The organism is Streptomyces sp. NPDC054786 (assembly GCF_053611685.1).
Genome location: NZ_JBSHAW010000003.1, coordinates 186,520 through 202,732 on the forward strand (window position 1 = coordinate 186,520; position 16,213 = coordinate 202,732).

Genomic DNA, 16,213 nt, shown 5'->3' on the forward strand with positions numbered 1-16,213 from the left:
GCAGTGTTCCGTTTCGTCGTCGGCGATGATTCCGACCGCGCTCGGCTTCACTCGGCTGGTCTATCCGCCGAATTTCTGATGCAGCCGAACGCGCTTGAATTCCCGCGCAGTTGTGTGGTGGACGGGCAGCGCCTGCGCCCCGCGAGGCGGCGGCCCGGTGCTGGGGTCAGTCGCGGCGCGCGACCACCCGGTAGGCGTTGGACAGCCGGGTGCGCCGGGTGAGGGGCGCGAGCAGGATGTCGAGCCCGACGAGGACGAGCAGCACGGGTGCGACGGCCAGCAGGGACAGCCGGCGGATCCAGCGGTGGAAGGGTCCCGGTCTTTCGGCCAGCCAGGGCAGATCTTCGCTCGGCAGAACGGACTTGAGCAGGTTCACCGCCGCGGACGTCAGATCGGTGGGGACATGGGGCTCCTGCCGGTCGGTGGCCACGACGGTGAAACCCTGCTCGGCCAGTGCGCCGCAGAGGTTGTCCAGGGGGACGAAGTGCAGGTGCTGCGGCTGGAGCCACGGGCCCCACCACTGGCCGAGCAACCGGGCCGCGGCGGATTCCGGGTCGGGCACTTCCACCAGGAGATGACCGCCAGGCCGGAGCGCCGTGTGGGCGGCGGCCAGTTCCTGCCGTGGCGCCAGGGTGTGTTCCAGGTAGTGATGCATGCTCACCACGTCGTACTGGCAGGCCAGTTGGCCTGCCATCCCGACGAAGGAGCCCCGGTAGGCCCGGACGATGCGGCCTTTGCGTGCGGCGATCTCGACGCCTTCACCCCAGTCGAGCCCGTGGAACTGGGTGTCCGGATGGATTCTTCGGGCTTCGGCGCAGAAGTGGCCGTGACCGGTGCCGACGTCCAGCCAGCGTAAGGGGCGGCTGAACGGGAGCAGTGCCCGGGCGCGGGCCCGGTAGAGCTTCACCGCGATGGGCGAGCAGGCCAGCCGCGCCATCGTCGCCTCGCCCAGGCCGTCGTAACAGTCCCGGTAGTAGAAATCCAGCCCGTCCGCGCTCAGCCGGGGGTTCTGGAACACGTGCCCACAGCTGCGGCACTGTTCGAGGACGAACTTCCCGGGCTTGTGCTGGGGATGGTCGGCGGTGCGCAGACGCCCGCGCAGCCGCGAGGAGGTGCACCAGGGGCATGTGGTGCGCCGTGGTTCGAAGAACCGCTCCAGCCCACGTGCCAGCTCGTCCTGGTAACGGGGCCGGTGGGCGGCGATGTGCTCGCTTCGCGTACTCATCATGGGGGGCTTCTTTCCGAGGTAGTCCTGATGGGGGAGCGCGGACACTGGTGCGGAGGGCGGGGGAGGCACGCCGGGCCGGCTCCGGGGCCGGCTGTGGACCGCACGAACCGCCGGAACGCCTGGTTGTGCTCACGGAGTTGGGACGGCACGGGGGTGAGTACGGCGCGGCTTGGACAGGCGCCGCACACACGGCCGCTCCACGCCCGCGTACAGCAGCCACGAGGTCAGCAGGATGACGGGAAGGCCGGCCAGGACCACGGAGAGGTTGCTCCATCCATGACCCGTCAGGGACAGGTACATCAACCCCAGCACCAGGAAGTGGAGGAGATACATGGCGTAGGAGATCTCACCGAGGAACACCAGGGCAGGTGTGCGCAGCAGCGACGTTCTGCCCCGCAGGTCCAGCTCCGCGGTGGCGTACACCAGCATGGCGAGCGGGGCGACGGTCGAGGCCGCGTACAGGAAGCTGTGCGGCAGGTACGTACCGTTCACCACGATCGTGCTGATGACGCCCAGGGCGGCCGGGAGAACGCCGACGCGCGGAATCCGTATTCCCGCCGAGGAGATACGGGCCACCAACATGCCGAGGACGAACTCGGGCAGCCGCGTGAGCGGCAGCATGTACAAGGACCAGTATCCGGGGAACGACGATCCGCCCGGGTTGAGGACGAACTCGTAGAGCACCGGACAGATCCAGACGAGGGCGACGGCCGCTCCCGCGCCGATCAGCAGACCACGACGCGACAGCCGCTCGACCCACGGCAGGAGCAGGGGGAAGAGGAGATAGAAAAACATTTCGGCGGCCAGGGACCAGGAAACGGGATTGCCCGCGGAGATGAAGCGCTGGCTGGGAACCCAGGTGTTCACCAGGAAGAGACTGGAGAGGTGCGCCGGCAATCCGGAACCGTGCGGGGCGGTCGCCCTGCCGGCGCAGGCGAGCGCGGCCACCACCACGCACCAAGTGAGTACGTGATTCGGCAGAATCTTGGCGGCACGCCGCCGCCAGAAGGCGCGTGCGGTATCGGTCGGGCGGGCGGAATGGGTCAGCACATAGCCGCTCAGAATGAAGAAAAGCGAAACCGAACTCGCCCCGACCCATACCTCGGGCCCGAGGGTCCGGGCGAGGTGAGGGTTGATCAACAGCGCGCTGTGGGTGAAGACGACTCCGCCCGCGGCGGCGAAACGCAGACCGGTCAGAGAAGGTAACCGCTGGGGTCGGCCAGATCGTGTGCCGTCCTTTGCCGACGGTTCCTGCGTGCCGATGCGGCCGACAACGCCGGCCGTGGCGGTGGACCGGGACGGCGGTCTGGGGAGATCGTGCACGAGAGGCCTCCTGCGGGAGAACGCCCAGGCCCATGACCACCACGCAGATGCGTATGGGTGCGCGGAGGGGGTCGCCGGGGGATCGGATGGAAGGACTGATCCGGCCCGTGCGGAGGAATGGGCGGCCCGTCGCGCGGATATCCTGATTGACCCACCGCTCCACGTCCCGTGCATAGGGAGGGTGACCCGATTTCACTCGTACGGGCTAGTACCTCATGAGTCCCGTCCGCACCAATTGACCCGGCGTGTGATGCGGGTTGTCGCCTTTGGCCATTCCGTGGAACAGCACGAAATCACGGCCTTCGGCGCATATCCAGAAGCCGTTCCCCGGGGACACCTCGGGGAAGTGGCGCGGTGATATCCGGGCGCCGGTGAATTACGCCACCGGCCGTACAGGTGATTCCTGCGGACCTGTGGCCGGGCGGGTGTAGCACGAAGCGGGCACAGGAAAGAATGATTTCATGCCGCCGTGCCACGAGCACCGGCCGTCCGTGGCACCGATAACCCTCAAGGGCAGGGCATATGACGATGCAACGCATGCCGGTGTACGTGGTACCCGGTAAGAGCGGTACGGCGATATAGGCGCGGTCTGGATGCGCCGCCGCGAGCGCGTGGGAAGCCCTGCGTGAAGGACCGTGCGGCGCGGATGCGGCTTCGGTAAGGGGGGAGGGAAAACGTCTGACTTCTGTGGGCCCGGACATCCACTACAGGCCCAACCCCACACCAAAGGTCTTGAGTTGAAGCACACACGCGCACCCAAACCCCGCACCGTCCTCGTCGGTGCGGGTGCGGTGGCTCTGATCGCCGCCGCACTCACGCTGCAGAGCGCCCAAGCCGCTCCTGCCGACGCCCCTGAGCCCCCGTCGGCCACCGCCGCCGCACAGCGTGCCCGGGGCATCAGCTCCGCCCTCGGCGCCAACGCGGCGGGCTTCTACTACGACGCCCGGAACAACAAGCTCATCGTCAATGTGACCACCGAGGCCGCCGCGGGCAAGGTCCGTGGGGCCGGCGCCGAGGCCAAGGTCGTCAAGCACTCCCTCACGTCGCTGAATGCCGCCCGTGCGACCCTCAAGCAGAAGGCCACGATCCCCGGGACGTCCTGGGGGATGGACCCCAAGACCAACCAGGTGGTCATCGTCGCTGACCGCACGGTCACGGGCGACCGCCTGGCACAGCTCAAGAAGGTCGCCTCCTCGCTCGGTGACCGGGTCACCCTCAAACAGTCGGCGGGCAGGCTCCGGCCCCTGATCGCAGGTGGCAACACCATCTGGGGGAGCGGCGCACGCTGCTCGCTCGGCTTCAACGTCCTCAGGGACGGGCAGCCGTACTTCCTGACCGCTGGGCACTGCACCAACGCGGTGCGGAGCTGGTCCGCCGAGCAAGGGGGCCCGGAGATCGCGGTGACGGAGGCCGGCTCCTTCCCCGGCGACGACTACGGGATCGCGAAGTACGCCGACACCCATATCGCGCACCCCAGCCAGGTGGACCTCTACAACGGCAGCATGCAGTCCATCGACAAGGTGGGCGATGCGATTGTGGGCGAGCGGGTGCAGCGCAGTGGCAGCAGCACGCACGTCCACGCCGGTGACGTCATCGCCGTCGAGGTGACGGTCAACTACCAGGAAGGGCCGGTCGACGACCTGATCCAGGCCAGCATCTGTGCGGAATCCGGGGACAGCGGCGGCTCGCTCTTCGAGGGCAACACCGCGCTGGGGCTGACCTCGGGCGGCAGGGGCGCCTGCGGTTCGGGCGGCGAGACCTTCTACCAGCCGGTGCGCGAGGCCCTTGAGAAGACCGGATCGCACTTCGACTGATCCACCGGGCCGGTGCGGTCCAACGGCCTGTGGCGGCCGGTCCCCGTCTCCGCGGGCAGCTGCTCCCCGCGCTCATCTCCGGGTGCGCGGGGAGCAGTTGACGTCCGAGCCGTGCGGCCGGCGACCCGCTGACTTCGTTCCCCCGTGCGGCTCCATGCCGGGCTGCCGCTGGCCCTGGTCGCGGATGTCCGCACCACGGTCTTGCGGTCAGCGCCGCGCGGCGTGGCGGCGACGCCGGTAGTAATGCACGGTCACGATGCCGAGCAACGGCCCCCAGGCGGCCAGTGGCGCGTAGGCGACGGCGAAGACGACGGTTTGCCAACCGTGCACGACCACACCCGTGCCGTGCGTCCCGTTGATCGTCCGGCCGAGGCTCAACATGATCAGCGCGTACGGGAAGACCAGCGTGAGCGCCGTCGCACCGAAACCGGCGGGAAGGACAGCGGCGAGGACCGGCACCCGGCGGCCGCCCAGGCCGGGGATCCAGCGTGGCACCACCTCGCCCCACTCACTGACCAGCCCGACGGTGAGGTACGCCAGCGCCTCGCTGACCACGCTCAGCACGACCACGTACCACGCGCCGGTGAGCAGCACCGGGCCATGGCCGCGCACCACCGTCGTCGTGCGCTCCAGCAGCGGTCCGTGGAGGTTCAAGGCCACGATCCGCCAGATACCGGAGGGCAGCGTGGTCAGGGTGGTGGCGTACGCGGTCCACACGGCCCATCGGGGCACGGCCGCCGCCGTCCGGCCGTGCAGCTTCGCCTGGATGCGGCGAGCGGTCGAGTGCCCTCCCCGTCCGGAGTCCGCGGGGTCGCCCGATCCGGCGGGCCGGGGCGACAGCGATGAGTCACCAAATGCGCATTTCTCAAGTCCAGTCACCCTCCGATGGTCCGGCGGCGCCCCTGACCGCCACATCGGCCTGGCGAATCATCGGCATCAGCCGGGCGGGGGAGGCCCGGGAGTCCCCAGGAGGAGAGCATCCGTCGCAGCAACGGCTGAGGACCTGCGACGGACATCCCGCTCAGGACAGCGGGCAGCCACGCGTCATCCCACCGCGCGGTACACGGACGCGGACCTCCGCGTTCTGATCAGGCCGCGCGTGCCGGCCGCTACGGGCGTCGCGAGGGCAATGGCCTGAGCGTGGGCCACTGGGCAAGCATGCGGTGGCGCAGATCCGACGAGAGGCGGTGCAGGCCGCGGAGGTCGGCACGGTCAGCCGTCATCCGTGCGACGACGCCGAGCCGGTGGACCACTCGCTGCCGGGCCGTCGCGGTGCCCCACTTCCAGTCACGGTCCGGGATGCGGGCCAGGTGGTCGACGGTCTCGCGGTGGGCCCGCTGCACCAGTGCGTCGCCGCGCAGCAGCCAGCCGGCACAGGCGTCGGTCAGATCGCCCTGGGGTTCGGTGCCGGTCGCGGTGATCCATGCCGTGCGATAGGCCGTCTCCGCCCGGTTCATGAGCGGTGCGGTTGCCGCGGTGGAGCACCAGCACGTGGGAAATCCGATGCGCAGGTAGGCGAGTTCCATGAGTCCGTTGCCCAGTGCGGCCTGCTCGAAGTCGATGAATCTGACGCCCTGAGCGGTGTGCAGGTCGTTGCCGGGACACGGATCTCCGTGCAGCAGGGCGTGCCCCGGTGTCCGGTCGATCCGGTCTACGAGAGCGTCGAGCTCGGCGGGCGCGCAGGACGGCACGGACACTTCGAGCGTCTCGGCGAGATGGAGGAAGGAGCCGATGTCGTCCTGGGTCGGGCCGGACCAGGCCGGCAGGAGACCGGCATCCTCGGGGGCACCGGTGGCGTGCAGCCGCGCGAGGGCGGTGGCGTACTCGACGATCCAGTCACGGTCCGGCCTGCCGGCCTCGACATGCTCCAGTACCAGTACGTGCTCCCCGGCATCGGTGCCCAGCAGCGCGGGCACGATGGCCGGTTCGGCCCGGGAGGCGAGCCGCAGAGCTGTCACCTCGCGCGTGTACCGCTGTGCGGCATCGGGTGCGTCAACGATCTGCTTGACGATCGCCGGTATCCCGTTCAGGGCGACGCGCCAGACGCGTGAGCGCGGGCTGCTGTCCAGTCTGCGGTGCCGTCCGGGCGCCCCCAGCTCTGCTCTTAACCCGTCCCCGAACGGAAGTCGCGACGTCATGGTCCTCATCCTTCCATCCGGGCGAACAGGCCTGGGAACTATGGCGGATTCGGCGTGCGGCCGGCTGCTTACGGATGTCCCCGATCCATGCCGGCCCCGGTGCGGGCGCCCGTCACTGCGGCGGTTTGCCGTGCGGATCCGGGTGATCGTCGGCGGAGACGGCGAGACGGCGAGAGGGCGAGAGGGTACGGAATCCCGCGCTCGCAGTTCATCGCGCGGCGTGGCGCGTCGCTGCCTCTCCGAGAAGACGGTCTCTCCTGAGAAGAGGTCTTCAACTACCCTTGTTCGACGATCCAGCAGGCCCGGTGCGCCAACCACTTCCAGCCACAGCGCTGTCGCCGGCGTTGTGCACCGCAGCCGATGCACGCCCTGCCGTCCGAGTGACGGAGCGTCAAGAACATTGCAGGCGTGCTCACTCGGGTGGGTTACTGAGGCATCCAATCCGGTGGGCCGCCCAACCTCTCGGGGGAATGGCAGCCGGCCTGTCTCCCAGTCCACTTGGGCGTAGGCGGCGGTGCAGCCCTGGCGCCGCGGCGGGTGCCCTCCCGCGCAGAGAATGTGAAGGGCACCGTGCAGTGCCGCTCGTCGGCATCGGCCGGTGCGCCGGCTCACGTCACCACTTCCTGGGGACGTCATGCGAACTGTCCGTACATTGCGCTCCATCCTCGGTGTCTGCGCCCTGACCGTGGCGCTGACCGCCGGGCTGGTCGCGGTCCCGAACCAGGCGCACGCCCAGGTGCCTGTGCTGTGCAGCGAAGCCTCGCTGGTGAATGCGATCACAGCGGCCAACGTGGCCGGTGGCGACACCTTGGCGCTGGTTCCGTTCTGCACGTACCAACTCACCAGCGCGCACGGCAACGGGCCCACCGGCCCGGTGGGGCTACCGCCCATCACCACCCAGATCACCCTGCTGGGGCTGGGAGTCACCATTACCCGTGACCCGAGCGCACCGGCCTTCCGGGTCCTCCAGGTGCAGGGGGCCGCGAACGTGCCCGGCACCCAGGGCCAGTTGAGCCTGGTCGGGGTCACCGTCCGTGGCGGCAGTGCCGTGCCGCCTTTCCCGGGGGGTGGCATCTCGAACCTGGGCGGCACGCTCTCGCTGCTCACCAGTTCCGTCACCGGCAATACCGCCGTCGCCGGGGGCGGTATCTACAACGACAACGGCGCCGTGGCGCTGACCGCAAGCTCCGTCACCGGGAACACCGCCGCCTCCGGCGGCGGCATCTACGTCAACTCCGGGGGCGTGACCCTGCTGGCCACCACCGTGAGCGGCAACACCCCGGACAACTGTGCTCCGTCAGGCAGCGTCATCGGCTGCACCTGACGGCCCGGCCGACGTATCGGCCGACTGCTCCACCAGGCAGCCCACCGCACCGCCGGCGCCGAACGCAGCCCTCCGGTCTCGGTTCGTCACTCCCACTCACACACTCCACCGAAGGAGCAACGCCATGCCAATCTCCCCCAACCAGGGTTCGACCGGAGGCGGGACCACCGTCAATATCACCGGTACCGGCCTCGACGGCGCGACCGCCGTGCACTTCGGCGCCAAGACAGCCCTCATCACCGGCAACACCCCCACATCGGTCACCGTTACCAGCCCGTCCGGCGCCGGTACGGTTCCCGTGACCGTGACCACCCCCGGCGGAACCAGCAACCCGCTGTCGTTCTTCTACGTCGGGGCACCGTTCAAGTCCAGCCTCGCCCCCGTGACCGGGGTCACCGCGGGCGGCAATACCGTCACCATCAACGGCAGTGGCCTGAGCACCGCCACCGCGGTGCACTTCGGTGCCACCACGGCGACCCCCTCCGTGGTCAATGACGGCCAACTGACCGTCACCGTACCGGCGGGTGCGGCGGCCGGGCCGGTGAGCGTCAGTGTCACCACCGCGGGCGGAACCAACAACGGTCTGTCCTACACCTACGTCGACGTGCCGACGGTCGGCACGCTGAACCCCAACTCCGGCCCGGCGACCGGCGGAACCGTGGTGACCATCACCGGCACCAACCTCAGCACCACCCAGTCGGTCACCTTCGGCGCCACGCCCGCACCGTTCTCGGTCATCAACGACACCACGCTGTCCGTCGTCACCCCGCCCACCCCGGACGGTGCCCCCGGCCCCGCCGAGGTCACCGTGACCACGAGCGGTGGCAGCGCCACCGCTGCCTTCACCTACGTTGCCGGGCCCGGCATCTGACCGGCAGCCCGAGCCACTGACGGCCTGGTCCTTGCACCAGGCGCGCCAACAGCCTGTCCGGACAGGGTGCGTCCTGCCCTGCCCGGACACCCGACCTCCCTTGACGAGCCTCGGCCCGGTGCTTCTCCCCTGCGGCCGGGGCTCACGCCCCCGAAGGACCTGGCCGTGAATCGCTCAGCACAATCTCCCACCCCTTCCGCCGCGCAGCCGGCCGCCGCCGTGCCCGCAGTCATCTCCGTCTCTCCCCCCTCAGGTTCCACCGCGGGTGGTAACACCGTGACGGTCACCGGCACCGGCTTCACCAATGCCACCGCCGTGCGCTTCGGCGCCACACCGGCACCGTCATTCACCGTCAACTCCGACACCCAGATCACCGCCACCACCCCGCTCGGGACCGGGACGGTGCAGGTCACCGTCACCACCCCCAGCGGCATCAGCAACCAGTTCGTCACCTACGCCTACGTCGCCACGCCCGCGCCGGCCCTCTCCTCGGTGAGTCCTGCTTCGGGTCCGTCGGCGGGTGGCACGACGGTCACGTTGACGGGTTCGGGGTTCTCGGGTGCGACGGTGGTGCGGTTCGGTGCCGTGTCGGCTTCGTTTGTGATCAACTCCGGTACGCAGATCACGGCGACGGCGCCCGCGGGTTCGGGCATGGTGCAGGTCACTGTGACGGGGCCGGGGGGTACGAGTAATGGTGTGTCGTTCTCGTACGCGGCGGTTTCGGTGCCGGTGTTGATGTCTGTGAACCCGGCTTCGGGTCCGTTGGTCGGGGGTGCGACGGTCACTCTTACCGGCACGGGTTTGGCCGCCGTTGGTGCGGTGCGGTTCGGATCCGTGGTGGCAACGTCGTTCACCGTTGTCTCCGACACGCACCTCACCGCGGTCGCTCCCGCCGGGACCGGCACGGTGCACGTCACCGTGACGGGGCCGGGGGGTACGAGTAATGGTGTGTCGTTCTCGTACACGGCGGTTTCGGTGCCGGTGTTGATGTCTGTGAACCCGGCTTCGGGTCCGTTGGTCGGGGGTACGACGGTCACTCTTACCGGCACGGGTTTGGCCGCGGTTGGTGCGGTGCGGTTCGGGTCCGTGGTGGCAACGTCGTTCACCGTGGTTTCCGACACGCATATCACCGCGGTCGCTCCCGCCGGGACCGGCACGGTGCAGGTCACTGTGACGGGGCCGGGCGGCACCAGCAACGGTGTCTCCTACACCTACTCGCTGACGCCCACCCTGAGTGGCGTCACCCCCAACCAGGGGCCCACCTCCGGCGGGAACACCGTCATGCTCACCGGCGCCAACCTCACCGGAGCGAACGCGGTCAGCTTCGGCGCCACCCCCGCGACGTCCTTCACGGTCGTGTCCTCGACCCAGATCTCCGCCGTGGTCCCCGCGGCGACCCCGGGGCCGGTCGATGTCACCGTCACCACCCCGGGCGGTACCACGACCCTCCAGAGCTCCTACTTCTACGTCAGCACCCCGGTCCTCACCGGCATCGCCCCGCCCTCGGGCCCGCTCTCGGGCGGGAACACCGTCACCCTCACCGGCGTCCACCTCGTCGAGGCCACCGCGGTGCGCTTCGGAAGCACCGTCGCTACGGCGTTCACGGTGGTCTCGGACACCCAGATCACCGTTGTGGTTCCTGCGGGAGCCGCCGGTTCGGTCGATGTCACCGTCAGCACCGCCGGCGGAACCGGCACCGGGGTCTCCTACACCTACCTGGCGGCCCCCGTCGTCACGACGGTCGTCCCGAATCAAGGGCCCACCTCCGGTGGTATCACCCTCACCCTCACCGGCACCCGTCTCGCCCAGGCGACCACCGTGCTTCTCGGTGCCGCCCTCGCCGGGTTCACCGTCGTCTCCGACAGTCACCTCGTGGTCGACGCCCTGCCCGGAGCCGCCGGGCCGGTCGATGTCACCGTCACCACCCCCGGCGGCACCAGTGCCCCGAAGACCTACACCCGAGTTGTCCCACCCGGGATCTGAGGCGGCGGGGCGGGTGCCGGCGCCAAGGACCGGCGGCGGGGACGGCGCCGGTCCACCCGCCGGGTGCGGGATCAGGGATCCAGATCTGCCGGTGAGCCCGGTGCCGGTGGAAACGGCACCGGGCAGCGAGCGATCGTCAGGCCCGCTGCCAGGACACTGCCTGGAAAATCCTGTCGTCACGCTTTCCCCCTGCCCCGCCACGAGTTCAGGCGTCTGCGCCCCGTATGACCGCACCACCGGACGCGACGCCCCGAGGCGCTGGGTGACGCCGCTGCCCCGCACGGTGACGTAAGGTGCTCTCCGGGGATACGTCACTTACGCCGGGAGGGCTTGATGGTTCCGGAACTCGTCAGGATCTGGGCGTCCGGCTGGGCCGTGTCACGGCACACGCCCCGGCCGACGGAGCACCCGTGGGGGCTCTATCTCGAGGTGGGCAAGCCCGGCCAAGTGGGGCGCCATGTACTGCCCGACGCCGATGAGTCCTCGGTACGCGAGGCCGCCGCCTCGGTGACCGTGCCGCACACCTGGCTCAAGGTGCCCATGGAGCCGGACGAGGTCGGGTGCTGGCTCCCGCAGGGCTGGGTGGTGGACAAGGACGAGGCAGGACATCTGATGGCCGTGGATCTGCGGGTCACCGAGCCGGTGGCGCCCAAGGGCTACACCGCGTCCGTGCAGACCCGCGAGGGAGTCGTCCACGTCCAGGTGCACGATGCCGCGGGCGAGCCCGCCGCCCAGGGGCAGATGGCCGTCCTCGGGCGGGCCACGGTCATCGACCGCGTCACGACCGAGGAGACCCACCGCCGTCGCGGCCTGGGCAACTTCGTGATGCGCACCCTCGTCGACCACGCCGTGGCCGAGGGCGCGGACCTCGGCGTGCTGGGCGCGACCGACGACGGGCGCGCACTGTACGAGACCCTGGGCTGGAAGACGCACACGCCGCTGGCGGCGTGCATCTACCGGCCCCAGAGCGGTTGATGTGACGACGGAGCCGCTGCCCTCGCCCCGTACGGCACGCCACCTGACGAGGTGGTTCGGGGGCCGTTATCGCCTCGCGGACGACGTTCCGGCGTAGTCGGCAGCCACCTGCGCCACCCGGGGGCGCCAATGTGCCAGGCCCGCCACCCGAAGGCCCGCGACCTTCCCCGCGTCGTCGGCGTGCCGCAGCGCGACCGCCGCGAGGAAGTCGGGGTTCGCCTCGAACGCGGCCTGCTCCTCCGGCGTCATCGGTCCGCCCTGGAGGGCGAGGGTGCGAGTGCTCTCCGGCGACAGCCCGGTCGCATGCTCGGCATCGGTCGCCGCGAGGTAGCGCTTGGCGGGGATGTGGAGCGCGACCAGCCGTGCGACCCGGGGGCCCAGCAGGCCGGCGACGGCCGCGGCGGCGTGCTCGCCGTGCTGCGCCTCGTCGCCGGGTACCAGGTGATGCCCGATGTCATGTACCAGGCCGGCGACCTGCAGTTCCTCGTCGTGCGGGTGCCGCTCCGCCAGAACGGCCGCGACCTGCAGACCATGGTCGAGGATGTCCACCGGGTCGCCCGAACGGTCCGGTGTGTCCCAGACGTCCGCGCAGTCGGCCAGCATGGCCATCAGCCCGTCCACGGACCGTACTTGTTCTCTGCTCATCGTCGCTTCCCGTCATGGCGCAACCGCCGGCGCCATCCTGTGCGCCGCACCGGAAGAGGAATCTGCCGCACAGGGCTGTCCACGAGGTGTACGCGGGGCGTCCGGGCGGGGACCGGGTGTTCCTCAAGGGCGGTTTCCTCGACGCTGCGGAAGCGGCAGCCCAGTACGAGGACGCTCCGCACTCCCGGCCGGGCATGCCCGGCTCCGCGGTCGTCGTGCCGCCGGCCGACGCCGCGGAGCCCGCCGCTCCTCCCGGTCAGGGACCCCTCCTCGTCCTCAGACGCCTGCCACGTACTGCCAGAAGTCCCGCATCACAGGGGGCGGGGTCGGCCCGGTCAGCTCCAGCTGGGTGAGCAGGATGGCGACCGTGCCGGTGGACGCGGTGAGGTGGGCTGCCGTTCCGGTGCCGCCGATCCATCCGTAGCGTCCCGGCACATTCCACGGCTCGATGGCCTCGATGTCCACCGAGCCGCCGAAACCCCAGCCCTGGCCCTCCAGGAACACCCTCCCGGCCTCGCGCTGCGCCCGGGTCAGCTGGTCGGTGGTCATCTGCCGCACCGACGCGGGCGACAGCAGTGGGCGGCCGTCGACGGTTCCCTCGGCGAGCAGCATCCGGGCGAAGGCGTGCCAGTCGTCGGCGGTCGAGACCAGCCCGCCGGCGCCGGACGGAAATGCCGGCAGGCTGCTCCACTGCCCGTCGGGGGCGTCGGCCAGCTCGCGCTCGCCCTCCGGACCGAGCCGGTAGCAGCTGGTGAACCGGTCGAGCTTGCCGGCCGGTACCTCGAATCCGGTGTCGGTCATGCCGAGCGGCTCGAACAGCCGCTCAGCCAGGAACTCGGGCAACGGACGGCCGGAGACCCTGGCGATCAGCACCCCCTGGATGTCCGAGGAGGTGTTGTACAGCCAGCCCTCGCCCGGCTGGTGCAGCAGCGGAATGCGGGACAGCGCCGCCATCCATGCGTCCGGCGCCGGGACGAGCTGCGGTTGCGGCGGGCCTTGTTTGAGATCGCTGAACAACCGTCCGACCACCGGCAGCGAGAAGTCCGACGGGAAGCCGTATCCGGCGCGGGAGGTGAGCAGATCGAACACGGTGATCGGTCCGGCAGCCGGGACCACGTCGTCGACCGGGCCGTCCGGCGTGCGGACAACAGTCGGTGACGCGAGCTCCGGCAGCCATTTCCCGACCGGGTCGTCCAGCGCGATCCGGCCGTCCTCGACCAGCATCATGACCGCCGCCGCGACGACGGGCTTGGTGAGCGAAGCGATACGGAAGATCGAATCTCTGGCCATCGGGGCGGTGCCGTCGGCGTCGACCGAGCCGGCGGTCTGCACCTCGACCCGGTCGCCGCGAGCCACCAGAGTCACCGCGCCAGGCACCGGCCCGTCGCTGATATGGGTCTCCAGGATGTTGTGCAGGTTGGTCATCGGTCCACCTTCCCGAGTGTGCGGTCGGAAGTAAGACTGCCGCCATGACGCGGACTCATCGGGCCGAATCCATCGCATCCGACCCGATCAGCCCTCGGCGATTTCGCGGACCACGGCGGTCACCGTCATGTTCTCGTCGTGGACCTGCAGAAACCGCCGGCCTTGGTGATCTCGTCGAACAGCGCGCCCATGCGCTGCTCGCACCCGGGCCCCCGGGCCTGGACGGGCGCATTCCGCTCGTCGATGCGGATCCCGCCCCGGGCAGGCCGCTGTGGGACGATTCGGGGCGCGGCACAGGGGCGAAGGCAGCGCAGCTCGTGCCGCAGCGAGCACAAGACAAGCTGACGTGGCAGCGAGGGTGGGGGAGAAGCGGATGTTTGCGAGAGCGCTGGGTGACGACGGTGCCGAGCTGCGGCCGCTGGAGCCATGGCATGCCGGGGAGTACCTCGCACACCTGGACCGGGGCCGCGAGTACATCGGCCGGTACATCGCGCTGGCGGACCGTGCCACCGATCTCGCGTCGGCCACGGCGTTCCTGCAGTCCTATGCGGACAAGGCAGCTGCCGACAGCGGCCGGCTCTACGGCATCTGGGCGGATGGTGTGCTCGTCGGCGGTGTCCTGTTCAGGACGTTCGACCCCGAGTTCGGCACCTGCGAGGTCGGCTGCTGGCTGGAGGAGGCGGCCGTCGGGCGCGGGTTGGTCACGCGCGCGATGCGGGTGCTCATCGACTGGGCGGTCGAGCAGCGGGGGATACACCGTGTGGAGTGGATCGCGTCCTCTTCCAACACCGCCAGCATCAAAGTCGCCGAGCGGCTCGGCATGGTGCGGGACGGAGTGCTGCGGGAGAGCTACCCGTACCGAGGCGTGCGCCACGACATGGAGGTCTGGTCGGTCCTGGCCGGGGAGTGGCGCAAGCAGCGCGCCTCCGGCCGATGACCGCTGCCGCAACGGTCGGGGCCCCTGAAGGTTCGGTCCGGCAGCCCGCGTAAGCCCTGTTCGGAAAAGGTGCGCCGCCACCGTGGCGCACCAACCCCGTGGGGACTTGGGCGAAATACCCCTACGCCACGTCCCTTTTACGGAATCATGTGACCAAACGCCTCACCTCGCATCGGCCTTGAGAGGTGGCGGCGCACTATCAGTGCGCCCCAACGGGGCGACACACAGGGGGAATTCATGAGGACCGTACAGCGGACGCTGCTCGCGGGAGCGCTGACCGGAGCACTGGCCTTGACCATGGGAGCGGGGACCGCGGGTGCTTCGGCACCCGCCGGCGCGGGACCCGACACCGCGACCGGCACCGGCACCGTGCAGACGGTGAACGCCCGTAGCGGTGACGTGATCACCTGCAAGATCACCACTCACCTCCCGCACTACTCCCACCACGCCCACGCGGACAACCGGCACATGGTGAACGTCACCGCGGACATCAAGTGCACCAAGCGGGTGGCGCAACTGGCCATCCGCGTCGGCCTGTACAAGAACGGCACGCTGTACAAGCAGAGCGGGACCAGGACCAACACCGGAAAGAACAAGGTGAGCCAGAACGCCGCGCGCCGCTGCGTGAAGAGGCAGAACTACACGGGGGCCGCCGTCGGCGTGGTCACCTTCCCGCCCGGGTACACCCCGCGCACCAAGCAGGTGAAGCACACCAGCGCCACGGTCCGCATCAACGCCTGCAAGAAGAGCTGACCGAACGTCCCGCGAAAGCGCTGACACTTCGCGGCAGGCGCTCAACGCACGGCTCAGCCGATCCGGTCGTTGAGCGCCACCGGAAACACCTCGAAGAGGGGTTCGCCCGCCAATCGCTCCATCAGGCGGGCGGACCCACCGAGGTAGGTGGAGTCGAGATCCACGTCCGTGGCGACGCACCAGGCCCGGTCCTGTGGCCACCACAGATTCGGCGCCTGCGGAAAGAAGACCCCCGCGCTCCGGTCCCCCAGGGCCGTTGCCGCTTCGACCGGCCCCTCGTACAACGCGTAGGCACGTCCGCTCAGTCGCACCCTCGGCCCCTCGTCATGGAGCCAGCCCCACCCCTCCCAGAGCCCGAAGAGGCACTGCTGCGGAGTGCCGGTCTCCGTCGCCAGCACCGCGCACAGAGCCGCCAGCACATGCGCGGGCAGCGAACCCTGCCACGGTGGCTCGTCCCCCGGGCCGGCCACCTCCTCGAAGCGCGCCAGCGGGTGCAGCGGGCGCCCGGACCGCTGCGCGACCTCCGCCCACCGCTCGAACCGGCCGTCCGCCGGCTCGCTGGGATGCAGAAGCCGTGCGTAGGTCTCGAACCCGGCCGGCAGCAGGGCATGGACACCACTGTCGAACCCGCCGACCCCCTCCTCGATCCAGCGGGCGGACGACACGTCCTGCACCCGACGCGGCGGCCGGGCCCCGTCTCGCGACATCGTCATGACTTTCGCTCCCCCTCGTTCCTGGCAGGGTGCTCAGTATGACCCGCGGGCGAGGGCACCGGCGGAGTTGTCCACAGGGGCAGG

The 16,213-nt window shown here is 69.9% G+C and carries 14 protein-coding genes; 7 read left to right on the forward strand and 7 right to left on the reverse strand.

Translation table 11 applies throughout. The features are described 5' to 3' along the window. Window positions 1–166 precede the first annotated feature (166 nt). Together ACWGI6_RS04460 and ACWGI6_RS04465 are read right to left on the reverse strand one after the other, a co-directional pair. Window positions 167–1,228, reverse strand: a complete 1,062-nt coding sequence (locus ACWGI6_RS04460) for a class I SAM-dependent methyltransferase (RefSeq protein ID WP_453266074.1) — start codon at window positions 1,226–1,228, stop codon at window positions 167–169. Between the two features lie 129 nt (window positions 1,229–1,357). Further along, a complete protein-coding gene (locus tag ACWGI6_RS04465) occupies window positions 1,358–2,368 on the reverse strand; it encodes an acyltransferase family protein (protein ID WP_453266075.1) in 1,011 nt (336 codons plus the stop codon). A 920-nt stretch (window positions 2,369–3,288) separates the two neighbouring features. On the opposite strand from ACWGI6_RS04465, the gene ACWGI6_RS04470 reads away from it, so the two are divergent. Next, entirely contained in the window at window positions 3,289–4,365 is a 1,077-nt protein-coding gene (locus tag ACWGI6_RS04470; protein ID WP_453266076.1) for a S1 family peptidase, read from the forward strand. Window positions 4,366–4,572: 207 nt separating this feature from the next. On the opposite strand, the gene ACWGI6_RS04475 is transcribed toward ACWGI6_RS04470, so the two are convergent. Together ACWGI6_RS04475 and ACWGI6_RS04480 are read right to left on the reverse strand one after the other, a co-directional pair. Then, window positions 4,573–5,097 carry a hypothetical protein gene (locus ACWGI6_RS04475; protein ID WP_453266077.1) on the reverse strand — a complete coding sequence of 175 codons (525 nt, stop codon included), beginning with the start codon at window positions 5,095–5,097 and terminating at the stop codon, window positions 4,573–4,575. Window positions 5,098–5,474: 377 nt separating this feature from the next. Next, on the reverse strand, window positions 5,475–6,503 hold the full coding sequence (locus tag ACWGI6_RS04480; RefSeq protein WP_453266078.1) for an aminoglycoside phosphotransferase family protein: 1,029 nt from the start codon (window positions 6,501–6,503) through the stop codon (window positions 5,475–5,477). Window positions 6,504–7,137: 634 nt separating this feature from the next. Between ACWGI6_RS04480 and ACWGI6_RS04485 the strand changes: the two genes are divergently transcribed. The 4 genes from ACWGI6_RS04485 to ACWGI6_RS04500 all read left to right on the forward strand — a co-directional run bounded on the left by ACWGI6_RS04485 (window position 7,138) and on the right by ACWGI6_RS04500 (window position 11,656). Then, window positions 7,138–7,827: a hypothetical protein gene (locus tag ACWGI6_RS04485; protein WP_453266079.1), complete on the forward strand. Its 690-nt coding sequence runs from the start codon at window positions 7,138–7,140 to the stop codon at window positions 7,825–7,827. Between the two features lie 124 nt (window positions 7,828–7,951). Continuing rightward, entirely contained in the window at window positions 7,952–8,698 is a 747-nt protein-coding gene (locus ACWGI6_RS04490; protein ID WP_453266080.1) for an IPT/TIG domain-containing protein, read from the forward strand. 219 nt (window positions 8,699–8,917) lie between these two features. Then, on the forward strand, window positions 8,918–10,681 hold the full coding sequence (locus ACWGI6_RS04495; RefSeq protein ID WP_453266135.1) for a beta strand repeat-containing protein: 1,764 nt from the start codon (window positions 8,918–8,920) through the stop codon (window positions 10,679–10,681). A gap of 333 nt (window positions 10,682–11,014) precedes the next feature. Next, window positions 11,015–11,656 carry a GNAT family N-acetyltransferase gene (locus tag ACWGI6_RS04500; protein WP_453266081.1) on the forward strand — a complete coding sequence of 214 codons (642 nt, stop codon included), beginning with the start codon at window positions 11,015–11,017 and terminating at the stop codon, window positions 11,654–11,656. A 66-nt stretch (window positions 11,657–11,722) separates the two neighbouring features. Here the strand turns inward: ACWGI6_RS04500 and ACWGI6_RS04505 are convergent, their stop codons facing one another. Together ACWGI6_RS04505 and ACWGI6_RS04510 are read right to left on the reverse strand one after the other, a co-directional pair. Further along, window positions 11,723–12,301 carry an HD domain-containing protein gene (locus ACWGI6_RS04505; protein ID WP_453266082.1) on the reverse strand — a complete coding sequence of 193 codons (579 nt, stop codon included), beginning with the start codon at window positions 12,299–12,301 and terminating at the stop codon, window positions 11,723–11,725. A gap of 276 nt (window positions 12,302–12,577) precedes the next feature. After that, window positions 12,578–13,726 (reverse strand): serine hydrolase domain-containing protein, encoded by a 1,149-nt coding sequence (locus ACWGI6_RS04510; RefSeq protein WP_453266083.1) that lies wholly within the window; start codon window positions 13,724–13,726, stop codon window positions 12,578–12,580. 373 nt (window positions 13,727–14,099) lie between these two features. Here ACWGI6_RS04510 and ACWGI6_RS04515 point away from each other — a divergent pair, with 373 nt between their 5' ends. Both ACWGI6_RS04515 and ACWGI6_RS04520 read left to right on the forward strand, forming a co-directional pair. Beyond that, a complete protein-coding gene (locus ACWGI6_RS04515; protein ID WP_453266084.1) occupies window positions 14,100–14,663 on the forward strand; it encodes a GNAT family N-acetyltransferase in 564 nt (187 codons plus the stop codon). Window positions 14,664–14,900: 237 nt separating this feature from the next. Beyond that, complete coding sequence (locus tag ACWGI6_RS04520; protein WP_453266085.1) at window positions 14,901–15,416, forward strand: hypothetical protein; 516 nt, start codon at window positions 14,901–14,903, stop codon at window positions 15,414–15,416. 53 nt (window positions 15,417–15,469) lie between these two features. Here ACWGI6_RS04520 and ACWGI6_RS04525 read toward each other — a convergent pair whose 3' ends face one another. Next, a complete protein-coding gene (locus ACWGI6_RS04525; protein ID WP_453266086.1) occupies window positions 15,470–16,129 on the reverse strand; it encodes a hypothetical protein in 660 nt (219 codons plus the stop codon). Window positions 16,130–16,213 lie beyond the last annotated feature (84 nt).

Coding starts and splice junctions, on each gene's coding strand:
- ACWGI6_RS04460 (WP_453266074.1), bottom strand. CDS start 1,228: ATGATGAGTACGCGAAGCGAGCACATCGCCGCCCACCGGCCCCGTTAC.
- ACWGI6_RS04480 (WP_453266078.1), bottom strand. CDS start 6,503: ATGACGTCGCGACTTCCGTTCGGGGACGGGTTAAGAGCAGAGCTGGGG.
- ACWGI6_RS04485 (WP_453266079.1), top strand. CDS start 7,138: ATGCGAACTGTCCGTACATTGCGCTCCATCCTCGGTGTCTGCGCCCTG.
- ACWGI6_RS04490 (WP_453266080.1), top strand. CDS start 7,952: ATGCCAATCTCCCCCAACCAGGGTTCGACCGGAGGCGGGACCACCGTC.
- ACWGI6_RS04500 (WP_453266081.1), top strand. CDS start 11,015: ATGGTTCCGGAACTCGTCAGGATCTGGGCGTCCGGCTGGGCCGTGTCA.
- ACWGI6_RS04505 (WP_453266082.1), bottom strand. CDS start 12,301: ATGAGCAGAGAACAAGTACGGTCCGTGGACGGGCTGATGGCCATGCTG.
- ACWGI6_RS04510 (WP_453266083.1), bottom strand. CDS start 13,726: ATGACCAACCTGCACAACATCCTGGAGACCCATATCAGCGACGGGCCG.
- ACWGI6_RS04515 (WP_453266084.1), top strand. CDS start 14,100: ATGTTTGCGAGAGCGCTGGGTGACGACGGTGCCGAGCTGCGGCCGCTG.
- ACWGI6_RS04520 (WP_453266085.1), top strand. CDS start 14,901: ATGAGGACCGTACAGCGGACGCTGCTCGCGGGAGCGCTGACCGGAGCA.
- ACWGI6_RS04525 (WP_453266086.1), bottom strand. CDS start 16,129: ATGACGATGTCGCGAGACGGGGCCCGGCCGCCGCGTCGGGTGCAGGAC.